Origin of the sequence: Achromobacter agilis (genome assembly GCF_900496965.1) — a bacterium.
Classification (GTDB): domain Bacteria; phylum Pseudomonadota; class Gammaproteobacteria; order Burkholderiales; family Burkholderiaceae_B; genus Achromobacter; species Achromobacter agilis.
Window position 1 is genome coordinate 170,448 of record NZ_UFQB01000010.1, and the last position, 25,481, is coordinate 195,928.

Sequence of the window (25,481 nt, forward strand, 5' to 3'; positions counted from 1 at the left end):
GAGTTTACAGCTGGGTCTTTTTGCCGTTCTTATCCCACTTGTAGACCGCGAACTCGAAGTTCTTCAGGTCGCCCTTGGCGTCGTATTCGACTTTGCCGATCCCGGTGTTGAAGGCCGTCTTGTGCATGTAGTCGGCCACCTTGGCGGGGTCCTCGCCCACCGCGTTGATGCTGTCGGCCAGAATCTGCACGGCAGCGTATGCGGGCATCTGGAAGGCGCCGTCCGGATCGCGCTTGGCGTCCTTGAAGGCCTTCACGATGCTTTCGTTGCCGGGCAGCTTGGTGAAGTCGGCGGGCAGCGTGACCAGCAGGCCTTCGATGGCCGGGCCGGCGATCGCCACCAGATCCTGGTTGGCCGTGCCTTCCGGACCCATGAATTGGACCTTCAGGCCCTGTTCGCGCGACTGGCGCAGCAGCAGGCCCAGTTCGGGGTGATAGCCGCCGAAATAGACCAGGTCCACGCCGGCCGACTTCAGCTTGGTGATGATGGCCGAGTAGTCGCTGTCGCCGACGTTGATGCCTTCGAACATCGCGACGTTCACGCCTGCCTTGCCCAGGCTGTCCTTGACCTGGGTGGCCACGCCCGAACCGTAGGTCTGCTTGTCGTGCAGCACGGCGACCTTCTGGGGCTTCAGCGTCTTGGCGATGTAGTTGGCGGCGTACGGGCCTTGCTGGTCGTCGCGGCCGATGGTGCGGAAGAAGAAGTGCGGCTTGATCGTGTCGGTGACCAGCGGCGAGGTGGCGCCCGGGGTGATGCCGACGATGCCTTCCTCTTCGTAGACCTTCACGGCGGCCACGGTCACGCCCGAGCAGGCATGGGCCACGGCGAACTTGGCGCCGGAGTTGACCACGCGGTTGGCGGCGGGCACGGCCTGCTTGGGCTCGCAGCCATCGTCGATGAGGATGGGCTCGAGCTTCTTGCCCTTGACGCCGCCCTTGGCATTGATGGTCTCGATGGCGGTCAGCGCACCGGCCTGGATCTGATCGCCGTACTGCGTATTGGGACCGGTCATGGGCTGGGGAATGCCGATTTTGATCGTGTCGGCTGCGTGCACGGCGCCGGCCAGGGCAAGCGCCCCAAGCGCGACGGCTACCGGGGTAAGACGATGCAGAAACTTCATGCGGAGTTCTCCAGCGAGGTTTTGAGCGGCTCTGTTCGATGCGGCTTATCGGGTGGGTATCCCGTAATCCGTATCGCGCGTCGCCGGCTTCTTGGGCAAAAATACGGTGTGGCCGGTATTCTGGAAGCAAGGCGCCATACTGTCACTGCGTGTAATCCCCAATATTTTGAAGACCGCCTTTAATCGTGACGGATTGCGCCCGCAAGCCCGTGAAATCACTGGGGAAATCGCAAATAAACCTTAATAAGATACTGGCGTCCCATCAGAACTTGTGCTTGGGTTTTTATATGCGACCGTATTAATACGGCGTTTAAATCGCATTTAAATACAGTACTTACACAGGTCTTACGGATAATGGCCAATCGCGCAGGCCGCGCTTGTGTCTGACACCCGTACGAAAGCGAGCCGCTCTAGTGTCTGACACCCGTACGAGATGTTGCTTCGTACTGAAGTAGGCCTTCCCGGGTGTCTGACACAGTGGGTGTCTGACACAGTTATTGGGTGTCAGACACCCCGACGCATTGCCGTCATTCCTCGGACATCCCGTACGGGTGTCAGACACTGCCAGACATGACTTCCAGCCCGGCGCCCTTGCGGCGCCGGCGTCTTCCTCAGGCGTTGGCCGGTTTGGCCAGGTTCCACATCAGAGCCCGGAACGGCGCCAGCATGCTGACATTGACCGCCAGCTTGATCGCCAGATCGCCCATCATCCAGGTCACCCACGGCATGCCCGTGGCGGCGAAGGCCACACTGAAGAAGACCGCGGTATCCAAGATGGCGCCCAGCGTGCCCGACACCAGCGGCGCGCGCCACCAGCGTTGGTCGCGCAGGCGGTCAAACACCTGGATGTCCACCAGTTGCGCGCAGATGTACGCCAGGCCCGAGGCCAGCGCGATGCGGGGCGACGCCACCCACACCGACACCACCAGGGCGGCGGCGAAGCCGAACCACGCCACGCGGCGCGCGGCCGCCGGCCCGAACCGGCGATTCAGCAGGTCGGTCACCAGGAACGCGACCGGATACGACAGCCCGCCCCAGGTCAGCCAGTCGTTCAGCGGCACCTGGACCAGGATGTTCGAGCCCACCACCACCAGCAGCATGCACAGCACGGCGATACCGAACTGCGTACGGCTCATCGGCGGATAGCGTCTTGCCGCCGCCATCATTTGCCGAACTCCTCCGCCAGCTCGCGGGAACGCCGCGCGGCGGCGGCCATGGCCTCTTCCACGATACCGGCAAAGCCCGCGGCGCCGAAGGCGTCCAGCGCGGCGGCGGTCGTGCCGCCCTTGGACGTGACGCGCTCGCGCAAGGTGGACAGCGGCTCGGAGGACGCCGCCGCCAGGCGGGTGGCGCCGGCCAGCGTGCCCAATGCCAACTGCTTGGACTGCTCTGCCGTCAGGCCAACCTTCTGGCCGCCGGCGACCAGCGCCTCCAGGAACAAGAAGACATACGCCGGGCCGCTGCCGGACAGGGCCGTCACGCCATCGAGCGCCGCGTCGCCGTTCACCCAGACCACCTCGCCCACGCTGGACAGCAGCTGGGTGGCCAGCGCGCGGTCGGCCTCGCTCACGCCGTCCAGCGCGGCCAGGCCCGTGATGCCCGCGCCCACGAGGGCCGGCGTATTGGGCATGCAGCGCACCAGGCGGCTGAACGGCGCCTCGGGCGTGCCCAGCCACGCGGCCAGCGTATCGGCACGGATGCCCGCCGCCACACTTACCACCAAAGTGTCTTCGCGCAACCACTGACGCGTGGAAGCCACAACGTCTTTCATGTTCTGTGGCTTGACAGCGAAAACCCACACCCGGCACCGCGCCAGGGCCTCGTCCGGGGACGTGGAAGTGGTCATGCCGCGGGCCTGCCAGGCGGCGTGCGCATCCTGGTTTATGTCAATGACATGAATGTTCGCCGCGGCGCATACTTTGCCGGCCAGGCCCGAAGCCAGGGCGGCCGCCATATTGCCGCCACCAATGAACGCAATCGAAAGTTCGTTTTTCATAGCCAGCGATTGTAAACGGTAGTCCCCGCGGGGAGAAAAAGGAAAAATGTTCGTTCGCGCCTAAAACGCGCAATTTGACAGGCGTTTGGACTGATGTGAAAGTCACGGTTTTGTCACAAACAATTCATAAGGTGTCGTGTTTTCCGCGCCCGGACACCCCGGCTGCGACACGCCCAACCTGGAGGAACCTCAATATGCGATCCCACCGTATTGCCTTAACTTTTGCCGCCATCATGACGGCTTTCGCAGGCGCCTCCGCGCATGCCGCCACCGAGATCCAGTTCTGGCACTCGATGGAAGGCGCCCTGGGCGACCGCGTGAATGGCCTCGTCGACGAATTCAACAAGAAGAACCCCGACTACCAGGTCAAGGCAGTTTACAAGGGCAACTATGGTGAATCCATGAACGCCGGCATCGCCGCGTTCCGCGCCGGCAACGCGCCCGACATCCTGCAGGTCTTCGAAGTGGGCACCGCCACCATGATGTACGCCAAGGGCGCCATCAAGCCGGTGCAGCAGATGTCCGAAGAAGTCGGCAACCCGATCGACCCGAAGGAATTCATCGGCGCCGTGGCCGGCTACTACTCCTCGGCCGACGGCAAGCTGGTCTCGATGCCGTTCAACAGCTCGACCGTGGTGTTCTACTACAACAAGGACGCCTTCAAGAAGGCCGGCCTGGACGCCGACAATCCCCCCAAGACCTGGGAAGAGCTGGCCGCCGCCGGCCAGAAGCTGAAGGCCGCGGGCCAGGAATGCGGCTACACCACGTCCTGGCCGTCGTGGGTCCAGCTGGAAACGTTCTCGGCCTGGCATAACGTGCCGTACGCCACCAAGGACAACGGTTTCGGCGGCCTGGACGCCCGTATCGCCATCAACACCCCGCTGCACGTGCGCCACCTGGACAACTTGGCCAAGCTGGCCAAGGACGGCATCTTCATGTACGGCGGCCGCGGCGACGAACCGAACTCGCTCTTCATCAGCGGCAAGTGCGCCATGATCACCGGCTCGTCGGGCCTGCGCGCCAACATCGCCAAGAACGCCAAGTTCGAATTCGGCACCTCGACCCTGCCCTACTACGCCGACGTCAAGGGCGCCCCGCAGAACACCATCATCGGCGGCGCCTCGCTGTGGGTGTTCGCCAACAAGAAGCCGGAAACCTACAAGGGCGTGACCGCGTTCTTCAAGTTCCTGGCCAGCCCGGAAATCGCCGCCCGCTGGCACCAGCAGACCGGCTACGTGCCCGTCACCAAGGCGGCCTACGAGCTGACCAAGAAGGAAGGCTTCTACGAGAAGAACCCCGGCACCGAAGTCGGCGTCAAGCAATTGAACGTTGAAACCACCGCGCAGTCGCGTGGCCTGCGCCTGGGCTTCCTGCCGCAGATCCGCGAGATCGAAGACGCCGAAATCGAGCGCATCGTGTCCGGCAAGGTTGCCGCCAAGGACGGCGCCGAGAACATCGTCAAGCGCGGCAACGAGCTGCTGGAAAAGTTCGAGAAGAGTGTAAAGTAGCGCCCTTCCCGCCACGCTGAAGAGCCCTTGTCAATCGGCATTTTCCTTGCCGTAACAAGGGCTTGGCATAGTCGGCACAAGGCTTAAGGCCCTGGTTTTTTTAGGGCTTTAAGCCTATCGTATTTTGTGAAGGCGGCTTCAGGCGGCGGTGATTCCAACCGCCGCTTTTCTGTACCTTGGGTTCCCCCTATGGAAAAACGCGTTGTATTCGGGCACAAGACCTTGCCCTATCTGCTGCTCCTGCCGCAGATCATCATTACCGTGGTCTTCTTCTTCCTGCCCGCCGGACAAGCCATGTGGCAATCCATGCGGCTGGAAGACGCCTTCGGCCTGTCCTCCGAGTTCGTCGGGCTGGACAACTTCATGGACCTGTTCTCGCAACAGGCCTACCTGGATTCCTTCCGCGTCACCGCCGTGTTCTCCATCCTGGTGGCGGTCGTCGGCCTGGGCGTGTCCTTGCTGCTGGCCGTCATGGCCGACCGCGTCATCCGCGGCGCCGGGCTGTACAAGACACTGCTGATCTGGCCCTACGCCGTGGCGCCCGCCGTCGTCGGCGTGCTGTGGCTGTTCCTGTTCTCGCCTTCCGTCGGCATCCTGGCCGTGGCGCTGCGCCATGCCGGCGTCGACTGGAATCCGCGCCTGGACGGCAACCAGGCGATGATGCTGGTGCTGATCGCCGCGGTGTGGAAGCAGATCTCGTACAACTTCCTCTTTTTCCTGGCCGGCCTCCAATCGATCCCGCGCTCGCTCATCGAAGCCGCCGCGATCGACGGCGCCAGCCCCTCGCGCCGGTTCTGGAGCATCGTTTTCCCGCTGCTGTCGCCCACCACGTTCTTCCTGCTGGTGGTCAACATCATCTACGCCTTCTTCGATACTTTCGCCGTGGTGGACACGACGACGCAGGGCGGCCCCGGCACGGCCACGTCGATCCTGGTCTACAAGGTGTACAGCGACGGCTTCCGCGGCCTGGACCTCGGCTCGTCCGCGGCCCAGTCGGTGGTGCTGATGTTCATTGTGATTGCCTTGACGGTCGTGCAGTTCCGCTACGTCGACCGCAAAGTGCAGTATTGATTTTGTCCGAGGCTACAAACAATGGTTGAACGCCGTCCCTGGCTGGATATTCTGGCCCACGTCATTCTGCTCTGCGGCGTGGCGATGGTGGCATTTCCGCTCTACGTCACTTTCGTCGCGTCCACCCAGACCGCGCAGGAAGTGGCGTCCGCGCCGATGTCGCTCATTCCCGGCGAGCATTTCGTCGACAACTACATGCAGGCCCTGTTCGGCGGCTCGTCCGGCGGTTCGTCGGGCGCGCCCGTGGGCCGCATGATGTACGTCAGCCTGATCATGGCGCTGGTGATTTCCATCGGCAAGATCGCCATCTCGCTGCTCTCGGCCTTTGCGGTCGTGTACTTCCGCTTCCCCGGCCGGATGTTCTTCTTCTGGATGATCTTCGTAACGCTCATGCTGCCGGTCGAAGTGCGGATCGCCCCCACCTACAAGGTGGTGGCCGACCTCGGCCTGCTCAATAGCTATGCCGGCCTGACCCTGCCGCTGATCGCCTCGGCCACGGCCACCTTCCTGTTCCGGCAGTTCTTCCTGACCGTGCCGGACGAGCTGATCGAAGCCGCGCGCATCGACGGCGCGGGCCCCCTGCGCTTCTTCCGCGACGTGCTGCTCCCGCTGTCCAAGACCAGCATCGCCGCGCTGTTCGTGATCCAGTTCATCTACGGCTGGAATCAATACCTGTGGCCGCTGCTGATCACCACGCAGGAAGACATGTACCCCGTCGTCATCGGCATCAAGCGGATGATCAGCGGTGGCGACAGCGTGACCGAATGGAACATCACCATGGCCACCGCCATGCTCGCGATGATCCCGCCGGCGCTGGTCGTCATCCTGATGCAGAAATGGTTCGTCAAGGGTCTGGTCGACACCGAAAAATGACGCCCACCCACGCTGCGCCTTAGCGCTGGCAGCCTCCCCCGAACACGACTCCGAACACGAATAACTCATGGCTACTCTCAGCTTCCGCAACGTCAAGAAAACCTACGCCGGCAACGTGCCGGTCATCCATGGCATCGACATGGACGTGAAGGACGGTGAATTCATCGTCATCGTCGGCCCGTCCGGCTGCGGCAAATCCACGCTGATGCGCATGGTCGCCGGCCTGGAAACCGTCACCGGCGGCGAAATCCTCATCGAGGACAAGGTCGTCAACAACCTCGAGCCCGCCGAACGCGACATCGCGATGGTGTTCCAGAACTACGCCCTCTACCCGCACATGACCGTGTTCGAGAACATGGCCTATGGCTTGAAGATCCGCAAATTCTCCAAGGACGAGATCAAGAAGCGCGTGGACGCGGCCGCGCAGATCCTGGAACTCGGCCACCTGCTGGACCGCCGCCCCCGCGCGCTGTCCGGCGGCCAGCGCCAGCGCGTCGCCATGGGCCGCGCCATCGTGCGCGAACCCAAAGTCTTCCTGTTCGACGAACCGCTGTCGAACCTGGACGCCAAGCTGCGCGTGGCGATGCGCCTGGAAATCATGAAGCTGCATCGCCGCCTGGGCACGACCAGCCTGTACGTGACGCACGACCAGGTCGAGGCCATGACGCTGGCCCACCGCATGATCGTCATGTACCAGGGCGTGCCCGAGCAGATCGGCACCCCGATGGAAGTGTTCGAAAAGCCGGCCTCGACCTTCGTCGCCGGCTTCATCGGCTCGCCCCCGATGAACCTGATGGAAGTGAATGTGGCCGGCGACGGCACGGTCCAGAGCCTGGACGGCATTTCGCTGGACATCTCGCCGCTCGAAGTGCCCTCCCAGGTCCGCGGCCACAAGATCATCATGGGCATGCGTCCCGAACACATGCTGCTGAACACGCAAGGCGTTCCGGCGGAAGTGGAAATGGTCGAAACGCTGGGTTCCGAGCAATTGGTTCACTGCCGCTGCGGCAAGGCGACGCTGGTCGTGCGCTGCACCACGCGCCAACTGTCGGAATCCTCGGCCAAGGTGGGCACCCGCGTGAATGTGGGCTCCGACGGCCGCCACCCGCTGCACTGGTTCGAACCCGACACCGGCCGCCGCGTGCAAGGCCTGTAGGAACCTGCCCGCCCGAGGGCGGCGCGGCGCGCGCCCTCAGGCGGTTTTCCACCTGATCACGAAACGCGCGCCGCCCAGCGGGCTCTCGGATGCCTGCACCGACCCGTTGTGCCAGCGCGCCACCCGGCTCACGATGGCCAGCCCCAGGCCGACGCCGCCCGTGCCCCGGTCGCGGCTTTCGTCCAGGCGGATGAAGGGCTCGAAGATGCGCTCGCGGTCCGCGGGCGGGATGCCCGGCCCGTCATCGTCCACGATCAGCACGTATTCGCGCGGCAAAGCGTTGAGCAGGCTGACCTGGACCTGCCCGCCCGCGTGCCGGATCGCATTCTGCAGCAGGTTCAGCAGCGCGCGCGTCATGTAGCGCTGATGCAGATGCACTTCGCGCACGGCGCACAACGCCACCTCGCACCGCACGCCCGATACGCCGGCATCGAAGCCCGCGTGCTGCACCACCGAATCCAGCCAGCCGCGCGCGTCCTGCGGCTGCAGCGCCACGCCGTCTCCCTTGTGCTCGAGGCGGGCGTACATCAGCAGCTCCGAGGCCATGCCGTCCAGCTCGGCCACGTCGCTCTTCATCTCTTCGACCAGGCGCTTGCGCGCCGACGGATCGTCTTCCCGGTCGATCATGTCCAGTTCGAACGACAGGCGCGCGATCGGGGTGCGCAACTCGTGCGACACGGCATTGGTCAGGTCCCGCTGGTTGCCGATCAGCGCGCCGATGCGGTCGGACATCTGGTTGAACGTGTCGCCGAGGTTGCGGATGCTGGAGTGCCTCGACAGCCGGGCCCGCGCCTGCAGGTCGCCCTGCCCCATGCGTTGCGCCGCCGTTTTCAGGGCTTCCAGGTCGCGCCAGATCGGCAACGCCCACACCAGCATGAAGGCGCACAGCAGCAACCCCAGCGCGGAATACACGGCAGCCATCACCCAGGGCCCCACGGGCGGCTCCGGCGGCAGCCTGACTTCCAGCCATTGATCGCCCGGGCCCGGCAGCGCCGCGACGAAGGTCTGCATCTTGTCGCGCACGAAGAACGTGCCCGACGCGATCTCGGCGCGCTCCTCGTCGTTGGCGCCGTAACTGTCGGCCGCGGCCACCTTCAGGCCCAACCCGTAATGCGGCGCCAGTTCGTCGCGGACATACGCGGCGCGCCCGGCCGGGTCGACACGCCCCAGTTCCTGCACCAGGCTATGGATCTGGCCGCGCACGGCTTCACGCGTGTAGGCGTCGCTGACCGGCTCGAAGAAGTAGTTGGCGGACCGGTCCACCACTTCGTTCGAGATGACGAAGCCCACCGCCAGCACCACGAACAGCCGCAGGACGAACCTAAGCATCGCCGCCCTCGTGCGCCTTGGGCGAGAACAGGTAACCCTTGCCCCACACGGTCTTGATGCGCGCGGGATCCCGCGGGTCGTCGTCCAGCTTGCGGCGCAGCTTGCTGACGCAGACATCCACGCTGCGGTCCAGCCCGTTGAATTCGATGCCCCGCACCGCGTTGAGCAGGTCGTCGCGCGTCAGCACCTGCCCTGCCTGGCTGGCCAGCGCCCACAGCATTTCGAATTCCATCGTGGTCAGGTCGACCTCGGATCCGGCATGGACCACCGCGCGCGTGCGCCGGTCTATGGACAGCGGGCCGAACTCCAGGCGCTCCGGCGGTTCGTCCGGCTGGCTGTGCCGGCGCAGCAGCGCCCGGACCCGCGCCAACAGCACGCGCGGCTCGACAGGCTTGATGACGTAATCGTCCGCGCCCGATTCCAGGCCCAGGATCTGGTCCAGGTCGTCCTCGCGGGCGGTGAGCATCAGGATGGGCGCCGACGAAAAGGCGCGCAGGTCCCGGCAGACCTGCAGGCCGTCACGCCCCGGCAGCATCAGGTCCAGGATGGTGATGGCGGGGTCCTGGCGGCGGAACGCCTCCACCGCTTGATCCCCACGATAGGCCTGGGCGACGTTGAACCCGTGCTGCTCCAGGAACTGTGCAATCAGGCGCGATAGTTTCGGATCGTCTTCGACTAGCAAGGCCTTGGTCATGGTGTCCAGACAAAAAGAAGGGTCGATGGCGCGGCATTCTACGCAACTGCCTGGGGCACGCGGCGGGCCGCCGGCGCCGTACCCCGCCCCGTGCGTGCAACGAAAAACCGGGCCGGAAGACGATGGCTTCCGGCCCGGCCTGGCGTCGAAGGGCAGGCGGATCGCGCCGCCGCCACGGGCCCGGAGGCCCGCCTGGGGTTACTTGTAGACGGTCTTGGAACCGTCCTTGTGCCAGGTGAACACGTCGAACTGGAAGTTCGTCAGGTCGCCTTGCTTGTTCCAAGACACCTTGCCGATCGGCGTATCGAAGGAATTGGCGTGCAGGTACTTGGCGACCTTGGTCGGGTCGTCGGTGCCCGCGCCCTTGATGCCGTCCGCGATGACCTGGGTGGCCGTGTAGGCCGTCATCTGGAAGGCGCCGCCGGCGTTGCGCTTCTTGGCTTCGAACGCCTTGACGACATCCGCGTTGGCGGCGTTCTGGGTGAAGTCGGCCGGCAGCGTCAGCAGCATGCCTTCGACCGCATCGCCCGCGATGGCGTTGATGTCCGGATTGCCCACGCCTTCCGGCCCCATCCACTTGGCCTTCACGCCCTGTTCGGCCGCTTGGCGCAGCAGCAGGCCCATTTCAGGGTGATAGCCGCCGTAGTAGACGAAATCCACGCCCTGGCTCTTCAGCTTGGTGATGACGGCCGAATAATCGCTGTCGCCCGCGTTGATGCCTTCGAAGATCGCGACGGGAACGCCGCCCTTCTCCAGGGCGTTCTTGACCGAGGTGGCGATGCCCTGGCCGTACGACTGCTTGTCGTGCAGCACGGCGGCCTTCTTGGGCTTGATCTTTTCCAGGACGAACTTGGCGGCCGCGGGGCCTTGCTGGTCGTCGCGGCCGATGGTGCGGAAGATGAACTCGTAGTTCTTGCCGTCGGTCAGGGCCGGCGACGTGGCCGACGGGGTCACCATGACCACGCCTTCGTTGTTGTAGATATCCGCGGCGGCGATGGTGGCGCCCGAGCACACGTGGCCCACGACGAAACCGATCTTGCTGTTGACGACGCGGTTGGCGGCGACCGGGCCCTGCTTGGGCTCGCAGCCGTCGTCGATCACCACGGTTTCCAGCTTCTTGCCGTTGACGCCGCCGGCGGCATTGATACGTTCGACCGCGGTATCGACACCCTCACGGACCATATCGCCATACTGCGTGACCGCGCCGGTGGTGGGCCCGACGACGCCGATCTTGATGGTCTGCGCCTGCGCTCCCGCGGCAAACGCCAAACCTGCGGCGACGCCCAGTGCGGCAATGACCGGGGTCAGACGAAATACTGGCTTCATGTTGGACTCCTCTAATGATTTGTAATCGTTAGTTCCGCAAGCGGACGCACGCCGGTTGTCCCCGTGTTCACGCCCGGTTACGGTGCATTTGCACGGCAAGCATACACTGAAAAATACCCCGATTTGGAGGGGCTGCCGCCTGCTTTTAGGGCCGCATATGCCCGTGCGGCGCAACAAACCGCGAAGCGTCCGCTTATGCCGGACGCCATATATACAAAAGACAATTTAGTCGTTTGAGTTACTAAAGCGGCGGGGCATGATGCCCCCCATGAGACTCCAACCGATCATCGTCCCGGGCTGGAAAAACTCCGGACCCGAACACTGGCAATCACGCTGGACGGCGTTGCTGCCGCTGGCGGTCCGCATCGAACAGCGGGACTGGGAAAACCCTGTCGCGCCGGAATGGGTGGCCACGCTGGCCGCCGAAGTGGACCGGGCCCGCAACCCGGTGCTGCTGATCGCCCACAGCCTGGGCTGCCTGGTAAGCGCCGCGCTGCCGGTTCCGCTGCGCGCCAAGGTTGCCGGCGCCCTGCTGGTGGCGCCGGCCGACGTGGAACGCGCGGACGCGCCCGGCTGCCTGCGGGGATTCGCGCCCGTGCCGCGCCAATCCCTGCCCTATCAAAGCGTCGTGGTGGCCAGCGACAACGATCCTTATTGCCGCCTGGAACGCGCCCGCGCCTTCGCCAATGACTGGGGAAGCCGCATCGTGATCCTGTCCGACGCGGGGCACATCAATGCGGACAGCGGCCTGGGCGACTGGCCCCAAGGCCTGAAACTGCTGGGGGCATTGCGCCGCCGGGCATCCTGGCGCATTCCCACGCCCGCCAAGCGCATTCCCCCCATCCCGCTCTACGACCCCTCGTAGCGCCACGCCCCTGCAGACCGAACCGGCCCCTTTTGGGGCTGCGGCGGCCCGCCCGCGCCAACGCCCGTCTCCTTCTGGCATCATCCGCCCGAAGAGCTTGCACGCAATTACAGATTAATCATGGCGTTTGCAACAATACCTCTACGTAGAATTGCCACAATTGTTAATTGATTCTCGCGATTTTTTCAGGACGAGACTGACCGGGGCCGTCCTTGGTACGGCGCAGAAGCGTTTTGATTAACTTTGCGCCAGTTAAGTTACAACTGATTGATATCCTAGCGGCCGGGAACATCGGGGACAGGGAAATGACAGCTTTCGAGCGTTCGACACTCGGGGAAAGCCCGTACCGTCGCCCAACCTGGCCTGATTCGGCTGAATTCGATACATACAGTAAAATCTCCCTATATTCATCTAAATGTCACGGCGGCCGGGCCGCAGCACTATCCCGCTTTCTATTCTTATATAAAGCGCGGGCGGCGCAGCCCATGTCCCGGCGAAAGAACGGCATCAAAAAAAATGAGAATGCAGAGCAATACCAATGCGCCCCGGCCATGGCGCAACCGCGGCTCCAGCGGCGTCGCAACCATGCTAGCGATGGCTGGACGGGATCACCCCATCATCCTGGGCGATACCGCCCGCGCCTGAACCTCCGGCCCGGGCTTTCCGCCCTCTCGCTCGTCGCCAGCGCCGGTCATTCCGGCGCCGGGGCCTTAGCTGGCCCCGACTCCCGCTTCGGCTCAATCGCCATCTCTTATTACCCGCCGCCGTTCGGCGGGGCCAGAAGGACTCTGCATGCGTAAGCGCGTTGCCGTCATCGGACTTTCGTTCCGGTTCCCCAGCACCACCAATGACAGCTATTGGCCGGCCCTCCTGGAAGGCCGCGACCTGGTGACCCGAGTCGAGGAAGACCGCTGGTCGGCGGACGCCTACCTGCATCCCGCCAAGGATCATCCGGGCACCGCCTACACCTTCGCCGCCGGCTCCATCGGCGACGTTTCCGGGTTCGATGCCGGGTTCTTCGGCATTTCCCCGCGCGAGGCCGCGCTCATGGACCCGCAGCAGCGCCTGCTGCTGGAAATGAGCTGGGAAGCCCTGGAAGACGCGGGCATTCCGTCGTCTACCCTGCGCGGTTCCAACTGCGGCGTGTATATCGGCATCGCCAGCGCCGACTACGCCTATCGCCTGGCCGAAGACCTGGGCGCCGTCGACGCATCGATGGCCACCGGCAACACCGCCAGCATCGCCGCCAACCGCCTGTCGTACTTCTTCGACCTGCGCGGCCCCAGCATCGCCATGGACACCGCGTGCTCGTCCTCGCTGGTCGCCTTTCACCAGGCCTGCCGCGCCATCCAGTCCGGCGAATGCACCCAGGCGCTGGCGGGCGGCGTCAGCCTGCACCTGCATCCCTACGGTTTCATTACCTTCTCGAAGGCGTCCATGCTGTCGCCGCGCGGCCGCTGCAATGTCTTCGACGCCTCCGGCGACGGCTATGTCCGCTCCGAAGGCGGCGGCATGTTCCTGCTGAAAGACTACGACCAGGCGGTCGCCGACGGCGACAACATCCTGGCGGTAGTGGCGGGCACGGCCGTCAATACCGACGGCCGCAAGTCCGGCCTGACCGTCCCCAGCGTCGACGCGCAAGCCGCCCTGATGCGCCAGGTCTACGAGCAGGCCGGCATTTCGCCGGCCGATATCGACTACCTGGAGGCCCACGGCACCGGCACGGCCGTCGGCGACCCGATCGAAACCCGCGCCATCGGGCTGGCCCTGGCCCAGCAGCGGGGCAAGGAAGCGCCGCTGCCCATTGGCTCGGTGAAGAGCAACCTGGGCCACCTGGAGGCCGCCTCGGGCGTCGCCGGGCTGGTCAAGGCGCTGTACGTGCTGCGGCACCGCGAAGTGCCCGCCACCATCGGCATCAAGACCCTCAATCCCAAGATCGAATTCCAGGACTGGAACCTGGACGTCGTCACGCAGAACCGCAAGCTGCGCCCCGCCGGCAAACTGGTGGTGGGCGTGAACTCGTTCGGCTTCGGCGGCGCCAATGCCCACGTGATCCTGGAAAGCGCCCCGCCGCGCAGCCCCGCCGCCGAAGGCAAGATGGCCAAGACCGCCCCGATCCCGGTCGTGGTGTCGGGCAAGTCCGTTCAGGCGTTGCGGGCCTCGGCCGGCCTGATGGCCCAGGCCTTGCGCGACCAGCCTGCGAAATTCCTGTACAACGCCGCCTACCACGCCGCCATGCGGCGCGATTGGCACGGCGAGCGCGCCGTCGTGTTCGGCACCCAATGCAATGCCGTCGCCGATCTGCTCCAGCAGTTCGCCGACAGCGGCGACGCCAAGTCCGGCGTGGTCGCGGGCAGCGCCCTGCCCGGAGCCTGCGGCCCGGTGCTGGTCTATTCCGGCAACGGCTCGCAATGGGCCAACATGGGACGCCGCCTGCTGGCCGATCCGGTATTCGCCACCGCCGTCGACGAAGTGGATTCACTGTTCTCCCAGTACGCCAACTTCTCGCTGCGCAAGGAACTGGCGGGCGAGAACGGCGACGACCGCTACGAACGCACTGAAGTTGCCCAGCCCGCGCTCTTCGCGCTGCAGGTCGGGATCACGCGCATGCTGGCGCAACGCGGCGTCCTGCCGTCGGCCGTGATCGGCCACAGCGTCGGCGAAGTCGCCGCCGCCTGGGCGTCCGGCGCGCTGACCCTGCCCGATGCGGTCCGCGTCATCTTCCAGCGCAGCCGCCTGCAAGGCCAGACCAAGGGCCAGGGCCGCATGACCGCCGTGGGCATCAGCGGCGAAGAAGCCCTGGCGCTCATCGCCGAACACAACCTGGGCGCGAGCGTGTGCGTCGCGGGCTTCAACAGCAGCCGCGGCGCCACCGTGGCCGGCGCTCCGGAGGCGCTGGCCGTGCTGGAGGCCGCGCTGGCGGAACAATCGCTGTTCTATCGCCGCCTGGACCTGGACTACGCTTTCCACAGCCCGGCGATGGACGCCATCGAGGCCGGCATCCGCGAATCGCTCGCGGACATCCGGCCGCGCACCGGCGACGTGCCCTTCTATTCCACCGTCACCGGCGCGCCGCTGGACGGGGCCGCGCTGGACGCCGGCTACTGGTGGCGCAACGTGCGTGAGGCGGTGCGATTCGAGCAGGCCGCCCATCAACTGGCCGCCGAAGGCAACAATATCTATGTCGAGATCGGCCCGCACCCGGTGCTGCGCTCGTACCTGAACGACACGCTCAAGACGGCCGACATGCAAGGCCGCGTCCTGAGCACCGCCACGCGCGGTGGCGACGATCCGGAGAAGATCTGGAACGCCGCCGGGCAGGTCATCGTCGGCGGCGGCCGCCTCGACATCCAGTCGCTCTTCCCTTGGGTGGCTCCCCCGGTCGACCTGCCGACGTACCCATGGCAGCGCGAGCGCCACTGGCACCCGACCACGCCCGAATCCCTCGGCCTGCTCACGCGCCGCCTGGCGCATCCGCTGCTGGGCTACGCCATGCAGCAGCATGAGCACACCTGGGAAAACCAGCTGGACACGCAATCGCATCCCGCGCTGGCCGACCACGTCGTCGGCGACGCGGTCGTCTTCCCGGGCACCGGCTTCGCCGAGATCGCGCTGGCGGCCGCCCTGCGCTGGCAAGGCGGCGACGGCGGCTGCGCCGAACTCGAAGAACTGGAAATCCACGCGCCGCTGCTGCTCAATGCCGCGCCCAGCAAGGTGCTGCGCTTGCTGCTCGACGACAGCGACGGCCGTTTCCGCATCAACGCCAAAGACACCGGCAGCACCGAACCGTGGGTCAAGCACGCCAGCGGCCGCCTGCTGCGCGAGCCCCGCCTGGCCCGCTTGACGCAAACCACGCTGGCCCTGCCCGAGCGCGCGCCCGACTTCACCGGTGAAAGCCACAACGCGCTGACCCGGTCGGTCGGCCTGGACTACGGCCCCGCTTTCCGCGCCGTGAAACACGGCTGGCTGGAATCCGAAAGCAGCGCGCTCGCGGTGCTCGAAGCCGACGCCTGCCTGGCCGCCGAGCTGGACGCCACACATCTGCATCCCGCCCTGCTGGACTGCGCTTTCCAGCTCATCATCCAACTGCTCAGGAACGATCCGGCCATGGGCCTGGGCATCGCCTACGTGCCGTCCAAGATCGGACGCCTGAGCCTGCGCGCCAACGCCGGCCAGCCCGTCGCCGCGCGCGTGCGGATGGAACGTCGCGCTCCGCATTCGCTCACCGCCAGCTTCGAGCTCTACAACGCCGACGGCGTGCAGATCGCCGCCGTCGAGCAGGCCCGCTTCCGCAGCATCCGCCTGCGCAAGCCCGCGGCGGACCACCTCAGCTTCCTGGACACCGCCGCCGCGCCGCGCCCGCGCGCGCCCTTTGGCCCCAACCCGATCGACGCCGAAGACTTGCGCGCCGCGCTGGCCGGCGCCGTTGCCCAATGCATCGACGGCGGCTCGCATGCACGCTACGCCGACGAAGTCGATCCGCTACTCGAAAGCCTGTGCGACGGCTTCGCGCTCGATGCCTTGCGCACCATCGCCGAACCGGGCGGCAGGCACGTGCCGCAGGCCCTGATCACCGAATTGGGCCGCCACACCCCGGAAGCCGCGCCGCTGCTGCAATACCTCGTCAATCGCCTGGCCGCCGCCGGCGACATCGAAGCGCAAGCCTCGGGCATCGCCCTGCCTGCCGATGCGGGCGAAGGCGGCGCCACCGATATCTGGAACACGCTGCTGCGCGAGTACCCCGACTACGCCCAGATCGTCCATGCCGTTGGCCGCATCGGCCTGCACCTGCCCGCACTGCTGCGCGGCGAAGCGGCCGTGGATGAGATCTGCCCCCGCGCCACCACCCCGGCCGCCATCAACCGCAGCCTGCTCGGCGCCGCCAGCGGCCAGCGCCTGGGCACCGCCCTGCGCGCCGTGCTGGAACAGGCCCAGGCGGCCCGCCTGCCCGGCCAGCGCCTGAGCGTCATGGAGGTCGGCCAGGCCGCGCCGCTATTCAACTTCAATTGCTGCGACGCGCTCGACTTCAACGTGGCCGACTACTGCTACGCGTCGACCGACGCCGACATGCTGGACCACGTCGGCCACCAGCAATCGGAACGCTATCCCAACGCCCGCACCGAACGCATAGGCGAAGAAGGCGACACCGCCGTCCCGCAGTGCGACCTGGTTATCTTCCACTGCGAATTCGACACCCTCGACGCGGCCCGCGGCGCGCTCAAGCACGCCCGCGCCAGCCTCCGGACCGGCGGCGTGCTGCTGTTCTGCGGCGCCCATCCCGCGGCCTGGGCCGACTTCGTCTTCGGCGGCCGCCAGGAATGGTGGCAAAGCGGCGAGCACGGCGAGCAATTGTCCACGCAGCAGCCCGCCGCCTTCTGGCAGGAAGAACTGCAGGCCCAGGGCCTGCAATGCGATGGCCTGCTCGAATTCACGCAGTCGCCCGCAACCGGCGCCTACCTGCTGACCGCCCGGCTGGACGCCAGCCAGGCCGCCGAACCGGCGCCGGCCGAGGCCGCCGCGCCGGCCCGCTGGCTGATCCTCGGCGACAAGAACGGCGAACATGGCGCCGGCCTGGCGCAAGCCCTGAAGGCCAGCCTGAGCGCGGCCGGGCACCTGGTCCGCCTGGAAACCGGCGACGCGCCCGAAGCCCTGGATGCCCTCTTGGCCGGCGACGCGCCGGGCCCGGTGGAGCACATCGTGCACCTCGACGGCCTGGCCTGGGCCGACGCCCACGAAACCCCGGATGAACTGCTGGCCAAGCAGACGCGCCGCTGCGCGATGGCCGCGGCCGTCATCCAGGCTTGCGAACGCGCGCAACTGCCCGCCACCGTGTGGCTCATCACCGCGGACGCCGTGCAATACCTGCGCCACGCGCCGCAGGCCGCCGGCATGCACGCCCTGAACGACGCGTCGCTGTGGGGCTACGGCCGCACGCTGGCCAACGAAGCCTCGAATTTCCGCATCCGGATGGTTGACGTTCCCCTGGCCCATGCCGGCCAGATGGCAGATGCCCTGGCGCGCGAACTGACGGCCATGGACGACGAGGACGAGATCCTCCTCGCCCCGGGCGGCGAGCGCTATGCGCCGCGCATGCGCATCGCCCCGCGCCCGGCCGCGGCCGCGGCGCAGGCCGCCGAAGCGCACGCCGTGCGCCTGGGCTTCGAATTCCCCGGCCAGCTGCGCAACCTGCGCTGGGAATCCTGCCCCGCCCCGGCCCCCGCCGGCGACGAACTGGAAGTGCGCATCGAGGCCACCGGCCTGAACTTCCGCGACGTCATGTACGCCCTGGGCCTGCTGTCCGACGAAGCCATCGAAAACGGCTTCGCCGGCCCCACGCTGGGCCTGGAGTTCTCCGGCACGGTCACCCGGGTTGGTCCGGACACGGCCGGCTACAGCGTCGGCGACGCGGTCGTGGGCTTCGGCCCCGCCAGCTTCGGCGACCGCGTGCTGACCCGCCCCAGCGCCATCTCGCACATTCCCGAAGGCTTCTCGTTCGAGGCCGCCGCCACCATCCCCAGCACCTTCTTCACCGTCTACTACGCGCTGCAACACCTGGCGCGCCTGGAAGAAGGCGAGAAGATCCTGATCCACGGGGCGGCGGGCGGCGTCGGCATCGCCGCCATCCAGTTCGCCCAATGGCTGGGCGCCGAGATCTACGCTACCGCCGGCTCCGACGAAAAACGCGACCTGCTGCGCCTGCTGGGCGTGCGCCACATCTACGACTCGCGCTCGCTGTCCTATGCCGACGACATTCTCGCCGACACCGACGGGCGTGGCGTGGACGTCGTGCTGAACTCGCTGGCCGGCGAAGCCGTCAACCGCAACCTGCGCGTGCTCAAGCCGTTCGGCCGCTTCCTCGAACTGGGCAAGCGCGACTTCTACGAGAACACCCGTATCGGCCTGCGTCCGTTCCGCAACAACATCAGCTACTTCGGCATCGACGCCGACCAGTTGATGAACGAGCGCCCGGACCTGACGCAGCGCCTGTTCGCGGAAATGATGGCCCTGTTCCGCCAAGGCGCCCTGCATCCGCTGCCCTACACCGTCTTCGACGCCAACGACATCGTCGATGCCTTCCGCTACATGCAACAGGCGCGCCAGATCGGCAAGATCGTCGTCACCTACCGCAATGGCATCAGCGGCGTCCACCATCCCGACGCCCAGGCCGCCCATAGTCTGACGCTGCCCGCCGACGCCACCTACCTGGTCACCGGCGGACTGGGCGGTTTCGGCCTGCGCACCGCGCAATGGCTGGCTGACCGCGGCGCGCGCAACCTCATCCTGATCAGCCGCAGCGGCCCCGCCAGTGAAACCGCCCAGGCGGCCATCGCGGCTTTCGAAGCCCAAGGCGTGCGCGTCCACGCGGCCGCCTGCGACGTCACCGACCGCGCCGCGCTGGCCCGCCTGCTGCAAGACACCGCGGCAACGCTGCCGCCCCTGAAGGGCGTGGTCCACGCCGCCGTGGTCATCGACGACGGCCTGGCCCGCAGCACCACGCCCGAACAGATCCAGCGCACTCTGGCCGCCAAGGTCCTGGGCGCCCAGCACCTGCACGAACTCACGCGCGCGCTGCCCCTGGACCTGTTCATCTGCTATTCCTCGGCCACCACCCTGTTCGGCAACCCCGGGCAAAGCAACTACGTCGCCGCCAACGCCTGGCTGGAGCGCCTGGCTGCGCAACGCCGCGCCGAAGGCCTGCCCGCCACCTGCGTGCGCTGGGGCGCCATCGACGACGTCGGCTTCCTGGCCCGCAACGAGAAAATCAAAGACGCCCTCCAAAGCCGCATGGGCGGCGGCGCCCTGGCCTCCCAGGTCGCGCTGGACGCGCTGGAAGCCATGCTGGCGGCCGACGCCTCCGGCCTCGGCGTGCTGGAGCTGGACTGGCGCGCCCTCAGCCGCTTCCTGCCCACCGCCGGCCTGCCCAAGTTCTCCGACATCGCCCGCCAGGCCGGCGACGCTGGTGAAGACGACGGCGGCTCGGACGACATCGCGCACCTGATCGCCACGCTGGACGACGAGGCCCTGCACGAACGCTTCGTCGAGATGCTCAAAGCCGAGATCGGCGAGATCCTGCGCGTCGCGCCCGACAAGATCGAAGCCACCCGCTCGGTCTACGACATGGGCCTGGACTCGCTCATGGGCGTGGAACTGGTCGTGGCGCTGGAGAACCGCTTCGGCATCCGCCTGCCCGTCATGGCGCTCAACGAGAGCCCCACCCCCGCCAAGCTTGCCGAGAAGCTCGTGCTGCTGCTGCGCGACGAGCACGACAGCGCCGCCGGCGACGCCGTCACCGCCAGCGTGCAGCAAGTCGTCGCGCATCACGCCGCGGAGGTCGCGTCCAGCTCGGTCTCGGAGTTCGTCGACGAGATCAAGCTCAACGGCAGCCTCCCCAAGCAACGCATGATCCAGTAGGCAAGAATTGAGCACCGTAAAGAAGCTGCCCGGCCTTGCCGCCGGCATCAAGGACAAACTCATCCAGCAGGCGCTGGAACGCAAACTGCGCCAGGCCGCCGCTCCCGGCAGCCAGGCGCTGGCGCGCCCCGCCGAAAAGAAGGCCGAGATCCCCGAGGAACACTACCGGTTCCATCTGCATCCCGGCTACCAGCAGCTGCGCATCATCAACGACGGCGCCAGCCGCCTGGGCGTCAAAAACCCCTTCTTCAAGCTGCATGAAGGCACGGCCAGCGCCGGCACCCAGATCGGCGGCCACGGCTACATCAACTACGCCAGCTACAACTACCTGAACATGTCCGGCGACCCGGACGTGATCGCCGCGGCCAAGGCCGCCATCGACCGCTACGGCACATCCGTCTCCGCCAGCCGCCTGGTCTCGGGCGAACGCCCGGTGCACCGCGAACTCGAGACCGAGATCGCCGCGCTCTATGGCGTGGACGACGCCGTCACCTTCGTCAGCGGCCACGCCACCAACGTCTCTACCATCGGCTACCTCTTCGGCCCGCGCGATCTGGTCCTGCACGACGAACTGATCCACAACAGCGTCCTGCAAGGCATCCAGCTATCCGGCGCCCGCCGCCTGCCCTTCCCCCACAACGACTGGGAAGCGCTGGACAGCATCCTGCAGGACCAGCGGCGCCAGTTCGAACGCGTCCTGATCGTGCTGGAAGGCATCTACAGCATGGACGGCGACTACCCCGACCTGCCCCGCTTCGTCGAAATCAAGCAGCGCCACCGCGCCTTCCTGATGGTCGACGAAGCCCATTCCCTGGGCGTCATGGGCGCCCGCGGCTACGGCATCAGCGAACATTTCGGCATCGACGGCAAGGACGTCGATATCTGGATGGGCACCCTGAGCAAAACGCTGGCGGGCTGCGGCGGCTACATCGCCGGCGAAACCGCGCTGGTCGAACACCTGAAATTCCTGGCGCCGGGGTTTCTGTATAGCGTCGGCATGCCTCCTAGTGTGGCGGCTGCATCGCTGGAGGCGCTGCGCAAGATGAAGAAATCGCCCGAACGCGTGGCGACGCTGCAGGCGCGGGGGAAGTTCTTTCTTGAGCAGGCGAAAGCGGCGGGGATCGATACGGGGACGAGCACGGGATTCGCCGTTGTGCCGGCGATTACGGGGAGTTCGTTGAAGGCGACTCGGCTATCCACCGAACTGTTCAAGCTCGGAATACATGTGCAGCCGATTCTTTATCCGGCGGTGCCGGAAAAGGCGGCAAGGCTGCGGTTCTTTATCTCTTGCATGCATACGGAAACCGAAATCCAAGAGACAGTGCAAGCAATCGCACGGTCGTATTGATACCAAAAGCGATACAGCGCACCCTTAACCGCCGGATCTATTACTACGCTTGTGGCTATTGGAACCTATTCTCGCCGATTGTCCCGCTTACCTGGAATTGAGACCCTTTTGGGCCAGCCGGTCGTCTATCTGCGCCCGGGACAATCTCCCTCCTCCAAACCCATTGACGCTTTAGCAGGCTGGGGATTCCGGCCATCCACAAAGCGGCCACGGGCGCTCGCCGCCGCCCACGGATTGCCGTTCATTGGTTTGGAAGATGGCTTCCTCCGTTCCTACGGAACAGGGCCTGATTATCCGACGCTGTCGCTGGTCGTGGATGACTGCGGCATCTACTATGCCGCAGACCGAAGTTCCCGACTGGAAACCTTACTGTCATCAGACAAGGACATCCTGCTCGGGTACGGCACGGAGTGTGCGCGTGCACGCGATCTGATCATTGCCAAGGGCCTGAGCAAGTACAACCTTGCGCCCGATCTCCAAGCGCTCCCCGGCCCCGTCAAGGGGCCTCGAATACTCGTTGTCGATCAAACCGTGGGAGACGCCAGCGTCGGATTTGGTCTCGCTAGCAGCGAAAGCTTCGCGCAGATGCTTCAGGCTGCGAGAGAAGAAAACCCCGGTGCGACGATATATGTCAAGACGCACCCGGAAGTCAGCGGTGGCTCGAAACAAGGCTACCTGTCGGACACGATAGAAGACAGCAACACCATTCTGCTGCGAGACCCCATTGCGCCGAGCAGCCTCTTAGCCCAGATGGACCGCGTCTATGCCGTAACGTCGCACATGGGATTCGAAGCGTTGCTGCACGACGTGCCTGTCACCTGCTTCGGCATGCCGTGGTATGCCGGCTGGGGAGCGACGACGGATCGGCTGAAATGTGAACGGCGCAATCGTCAGCGCAACATCGACGAACTGTTTGCGGCAGCTTACCTGCACTACACCCGCTACCTCAATCCCGAGACGCTTCAGCCCGGTTCCATCTTTGATGTCATTGAATGGCTCGATCTTCAACGCCGCATGCAGCGCGCAATGACAGGTCGAAGCATCGCAGTCGGCTATCGGCGGTGGAAAGCGGAAAACGTTCGGCCGTTTCTCGGGCTCAATCCGGACCAAGTGCACTTCGTTCCCCACGCGCAGGCGGCTCAAGACCTGGTGCCCAACTCCAACGACCGATTGATAGTGTGGGGCGCATCGCCATCGGCTGCCACCGCTGATCTCGCCCAAGGTTCCGGAGCAACCCTGCTACGCATGGAGGACGGATTCATCCGTTCTGTGGGCCTGGGGTCGGACTTCGTCCCCCCCCACGCCTTGGTCCTGGATTCACAGGGGCTCTATTTTGACGCGCGGCAGGCCCATGACCTGGAAGCGTTGTTGAATACCAGGACGTTTACGCCCCACGACAATGAAAGAGCGGAAAAGGTACGCCGACTGATCGTCGACAACGCGCTCACCAAATACAACATTGAGCCCACGCAAGAACCCGCCTGGCAGGCCCGAGGCCGCCATATCGTACTGGTCCCCGGTCAGGTGGAAGACGACGCATCCATCCGATACGGGTGTGGCCCCGTCCGTGACAATCTATCCCTTATTCAAGCGGCCAGACAAGCCCATCCCGACGCATACATCGTCTACAAGCCGCACCCTGACGTCGCAGTGCGCAATCGCAAAGGCAGAGTCCATTCTTCCGATGCATTACGGTATGCCGATTATATTGAAACGACGGTTTCAATAATCAGCTGCCTCGACGCTTGCCATGAAGTGCACACGATGACCTCGCTCAGCGGTTTTGATGCCCTACTGCGCAACAAAACCGTGGTCGTCTACGGAATGCCGTTCTATGCCGGCTGGGGGCTGACGCAAGATCGCATGCCCACTCCCCGCAGGGACAGGAAATTGACGCTCAATGAGCTCGTCGCCGGAGTAATGCTTCACTACCCAATCTATTGGGACTGGACGTTGAAGGGGTATACCACTTGCGAAGCGACACTTCACCGGATCATCCAACAACGAACCAAAATAATGGCAGCTGGCGATCTTTCCACCGTACGCAAAACCTATCTTCAGCGGCAATTGCATAAGTTCCGCCTCTGGGCCAAAGCGGGATTTGTGGTGAAGCGATGAGCCCCAAACAGCGTTTTCTGTTCCTGCAAGGCGTTTGTTCGCCGTTCTTTCCTAGCTTGGCAAAGGGTTTACGCCAAGAGGGACGGCACGTTCGAAAAGTCAACTTCACCGTTGGAGACCGAATCTATTGGCGTCAAGGCGATGCAACATCATTTCGCGGCGCCATGGAGAACTTACCTGACTTTTATAAGCTAGAGTTCGAGCGTCATGGAATCACGGACGTTGTCCTTTTTGGTGATTGCCGTCCCGTCCATCGTCCGGCAATCGAACTTGCTAAGCAGGCCGGCATAAGGGTACATGTCTTCGAGGAAGGATACTTCCGTCCGTACTGGGTGACTCTGGAGCGCGGGGGCGTCAATGGCTACTCGGCCTTGCCCCTCGACCCTGAATACTATCGACAGCGGGCCAAAGAAGTGCCGGACTACGACAACGGAACGCCGTTCGTGTCGCCCTTCTGGAAGCGTGCGGCCTATGACGTCGGATATAACTTCTGGGCAGGACTCAACCCCGTCCTTCATCGCGGCGTGAAAAGCCACGTCCCGCACAACCCTGCAACCGAATATGCCAATTACCTGCGGAAAGGCCTGGGCACGCACATAAACCGCCGCCGCGCTAAGGCTATTCAGGCGCGGGTCACGCTCGATGCAAATCTGCCGCCCTACTATCTCTTTCCGCTGCAGCTCACAACCGATTCGCAAATTATCCATCACTCGGACTTCGAAAATATGAGTCAGGCAATGGATAAAGTGATCCGGTCTTTCGCGCGCCATGCTCCTGAACATAGCCTGTTGCTGATCAAGGCCCATCCACTCGATCCCGGTCTCGTCAATTATGCGAGGCATATACGTCGGCTGAGCAAGGAATTGCTGCTGGGGAAACGGGTACTTTACATTGATGGCGGCCATCTCCCGGCACTGATCAACGGCAGCAGTGCGGTGATAACAATAAACAGCACAGTCGGAGCTTCCGCCCTTCTCCACGGCAAACCCACCAAAGCCCTGGGACGAGCGATCTACGACATCCCGGGGCTTACTGATCAACAAGACCTAGATGAATTCTGGTTGCATCAGCAAAAACCCGACGTGCATCTGTTTAGGAAATTCAGAAACGTGGTCATTCACGATACGCAAATCAACGGCGGGTTCTACTGTAAACCGGGTATTGACCTATCCGTGAATAACTCTCTGCAGAAACTACTCTTTTAATCTCAAAGCATCACAACACCATGAACAAAATCGAAGACATTAAAATCGCCATCATTGGGCTGGGATACGTCGGTCTGCCCCTTGCAGTCGAGTTTGGCAAGCTGCGCAACGTGATAGGTTTCGACATCAACAAGTCGCGTGTTGCAGAACTGCAGGCCGGTCATGACAGCACACTTGAAGTCAGCGACGCAGAACTCAAGGAAGCCCAGAAGCTCAGCTTTACCACGGACAAGGCCGCGCTGGCCGAGTGCAATACCTATATAGTCACAGTGCCGACCCCGATCGACGACTTCAAGCGTCCGGATCTTACTCCGCTCATCAAAGCCAGCGAAACGATCGGCGCCGTGCTCAAGCGCGGCGACATCGTCATCTATGAGTCCACCGTCTATCCGGGCGCCACCGAAGAAGACTGCGTGCCGGTGCTGGAGCGCGTGTCGGGCCTGAAGTTCAACGTGGACTT

General features: G+C 64.7%; 17 protein-coding genes. 11 read left to right on the forward strand and 6 right to left on the reverse strand.

The features are described 5' to 3' along the window. Positions 1 to 4: 4 nt before the first annotated feature. The 3 genes from AGI3411_RS14300 to proC all read right to left on the reverse strand — a co-directional run bounded on the left by AGI3411_RS14300 (position 5) and on the right by proC (position 3,116). Entirely contained in the window at positions 5 to 1,120 is a 1,116-nt protein-coding gene (locus tag AGI3411_RS14300; protein ID WP_129528022.1) for a high-affinity branched-chain amino acid ABC transporter substrate-binding protein, read from the reverse strand. A gap of 611 nt (positions 1,121 to 1,731) precedes the next feature. After that, entirely contained in the window at positions 1,732 to 2,286 is a 555-nt protein-coding gene (locus AGI3411_RS14305; RefSeq protein ID WP_129528023.1) for a queuosine precursor transporter, read from the reverse strand. Beyond that, on the reverse strand, positions 2,283 to 3,116 hold the full coding sequence (gene proC, locus AGI3411_RS14310; RefSeq protein WP_129528024.1) for a pyrroline-5-carboxylate reductase: 834 nt from the start codon (positions 3,114 to 3,116) through the stop codon (positions 2,283 to 2,285). The genes AGI3411_RS14305 and proC overlap by 4 nt, the downstream gene beginning before the upstream one ends. 194 nt (positions 3,117 to 3,310) lie before the next feature. On the opposite strand from proC, the gene ugpB reads away from it, so the two are divergent. The 4 genes from ugpB (at position 3,311) to AGI3411_RS14330 (ending at position 7,724) form a co-directional block, all read left to right on the forward strand. Beyond that, positions 3,311 to 4,624, forward strand: a complete 1,314-nt coding sequence (ugpB, locus tag AGI3411_RS14315; protein WP_129528025.1) for a sn-glycerol-3-phosphate ABC transporter substrate-binding protein UgpB — start codon at positions 3,311 to 3,313, stop codon at positions 4,622 to 4,624. A gap of 189 nt (positions 4,625 to 4,813) precedes the next feature. Beyond that, positions 4,814 to 5,695, forward strand: a complete 882-nt coding sequence (gene ugpA, locus AGI3411_RS14320) for a sn-glycerol-3-phosphate ABC transporter permease UgpA (protein WP_129528026.1) — start codon at positions 4,814 to 4,816, stop codon at positions 5,693 to 5,695. 21 nt (positions 5,696 to 5,716) lie between these two features. Beyond that, positions 5,717 to 6,568, forward strand: coding sequence for a sn-glycerol-3-phosphate ABC transporter permease UgpE (gene ugpE / locus AGI3411_RS14325; protein WP_129528027.1), 852 nt, complete (start codon positions 5,717 to 5,719; stop codon positions 6,566 to 6,568). A gap of 67 nt (positions 6,569 to 6,635) precedes the next feature. Continuing rightward, positions 6,636 to 7,724, forward strand: coding sequence for a sn-glycerol-3-phosphate import ATP-binding protein UgpC (locus tag AGI3411_RS14330; protein WP_129528028.1), 1,089 nt, complete (start codon positions 6,636 to 6,638; stop codon positions 7,722 to 7,724). A gap of 36 nt (positions 7,725 to 7,760) precedes the next feature. Here AGI3411_RS14330 and AGI3411_RS14335 read toward each other — a convergent pair whose 3' ends face one another. The 3 genes from AGI3411_RS14335 to AGI3411_RS14345 form a co-directional block, all read right to left on the reverse strand. Then, positions 7,761 to 9,053 carry an ATP-binding protein gene (locus tag AGI3411_RS14335; protein WP_129528029.1) on the reverse strand — a complete coding sequence of 431 codons (1,293 nt, stop codon included), beginning with the start codon at positions 9,051 to 9,053 and terminating at the stop codon, positions 7,761 to 7,763. Next, positions 9,046 to 9,747 (reverse strand): response regulator, encoded by a 702-nt coding sequence (locus AGI3411_RS14340; RefSeq protein WP_129528030.1) that lies wholly within the window; start codon positions 9,745 to 9,747, stop codon positions 9,046 to 9,048. Before AGI3411_RS14340 ends, AGI3411_RS14335 begins: the two co-directional genes overlap by 8 nt. Before the next feature lie 198 nt (positions 9,748 to 9,945). Next, positions 9,946 to 11,073, reverse strand: coding sequence for a branched-chain amino acid ABC transporter substrate-binding protein (locus AGI3411_RS14345; protein WP_129528031.1), 1,128 nt, complete (start codon positions 11,071 to 11,073; stop codon positions 9,946 to 9,948). Between the two features lie 268 nt (positions 11,074 to 11,341). Between AGI3411_RS14345 and AGI3411_RS14350 the strand changes: the two genes are divergently transcribed. The 7 genes from AGI3411_RS14350 to AGI3411_RS14375 form a co-directional block, all read left to right on the forward strand. Continuing rightward, a complete protein-coding gene (locus AGI3411_RS14350; protein WP_129528032.1) occupies positions 11,342 to 11,938 on the forward strand; it encodes an RBBP9/YdeN family alpha/beta hydrolase in 597 nt (198 codons plus the stop codon). 522 nt (positions 11,939 to 12,460) lie between these two features. Continuing rightward, a complete protein-coding gene (locus AGI3411_RS30525; RefSeq protein ID WP_279638349.1) occupies positions 12,461 to 12,583 on the forward strand; it encodes a hypothetical protein in 123 nt (40 codons plus the stop codon). Positions 12,584 to 12,730: 147 nt separating this feature from the next. After that, positions 12,731 to 20,350, forward strand: a complete 7,620-nt coding sequence (locus AGI3411_RS14355) for a type I polyketide synthase (RefSeq protein WP_129528033.1) — start codon at positions 12,731 to 12,733, stop codon at positions 20,348 to 20,350. Between the two features lie 7 nt (positions 20,351 to 20,357). Further along, on the forward strand, positions 20,358 to 21,698 hold the full coding sequence (locus AGI3411_RS14360) for an aminotransferase class I/II-fold pyridoxal phosphate-dependent enzyme (RefSeq protein WP_129528034.1): 1,341 nt from the start codon (positions 20,358 to 20,360) through the stop codon (positions 21,696 to 21,698). A gap of 108 nt (positions 21,699 to 21,806) precedes the next feature. Next, positions 21,807 to 23,816 (forward strand): capsular polysaccharide biosynthesis protein, encoded by a 2,010-nt coding sequence (locus tag AGI3411_RS14365; RefSeq protein WP_129528035.1) that lies wholly within the window; start codon positions 21,807 to 21,809, stop codon positions 23,814 to 23,816. After that, positions 23,813 to 25,021, forward strand: a complete 1,209-nt coding sequence (locus AGI3411_RS14370) for a capsule biosynthesis protein (protein WP_129528036.1) — start codon at positions 23,813 to 23,815, stop codon at positions 25,019 to 25,021. Before AGI3411_RS14365 ends, AGI3411_RS14370 begins: the two co-directional genes overlap by 4 nt. Before the next feature lie 20 nt (positions 25,022 to 25,041). After that, positions 25,042 to 25,481: NAD(P)-binding domain-containing protein (locus AGI3411_RS14375; RefSeq protein WP_341867914.1), on the forward strand; the 440-nt coding region annotated here is incomplete at its 3' end.